Raw genomic sequence first — 493 nt, 5'->3', positions numbered from 1 at the left:
AGAGCGCAGGGTGGCGCTCTCGCCGTGCGGCTGGAAGCTCGCCCGCAGAAGCCCGTACTCGTGCAGGCGCTGCCGCCACTGGGCGTCGCAGACATCCGTCTTGCGGCCCGGCACCGGCTTGACCTCGCGGGCCTTGACCACCACCACCGCGTGTCAATGGGCGTTGAATCTCCCGTAATTATGGGCCTTCAATTTTCCCTACCTGACGGACGAGAATGGGTCCGGTGATCAGCCGGTCGGATGATCATTTGCTTTGCCTCCTGGTGGTCGGCCCCGGCGCCTCGGTGCCGGGGGCGGCGTGATCAGGGCTTTCGAGCGCACGTGCTCGGGAACCAGTTCGGCATGCTGACGCAGCCGGTAGCTCGAGCCCTCGATCTGGATCACCGCCGCATGATGAAGAAGGCGATCCAACAGCGCCGTGGCCACAACAGGATCGCCAAAAACCTCGCCCCATTCCGCAAAACCGCGGTTGGAGGTCAGGATCATGGCGCCT

1 protein-coding gene is annotated in these 493 nt (G+C 64.7%); it reads right to left on the bottom strand.

Translation table 11 applies throughout. The annotated features are described in order from the left end of the window. Positions 1 to 228: 228 nt before the first annotated feature. On the bottom strand, positions 229 to 493 hold a 265-nt coding region (locus C7G61_RS43285), incomplete at its 5' end, for an ATP-binding protein (protein WP_190242295.1).

Origin of the sequence: Bradyrhizobium algeriense (genome assembly GCF_003062295.1) — a bacterium.
Lineage (GTDB): Bacteria > Pseudomonadota > Alphaproteobacteria > Rhizobiales > Xanthobacteraceae > Bradyrhizobium > Bradyrhizobium algeriense.
The sequence above is the reverse complement of the archived record's forward strand: the minus strand, read 5'-3'. Positions and strand labels throughout refer to the sequence as shown.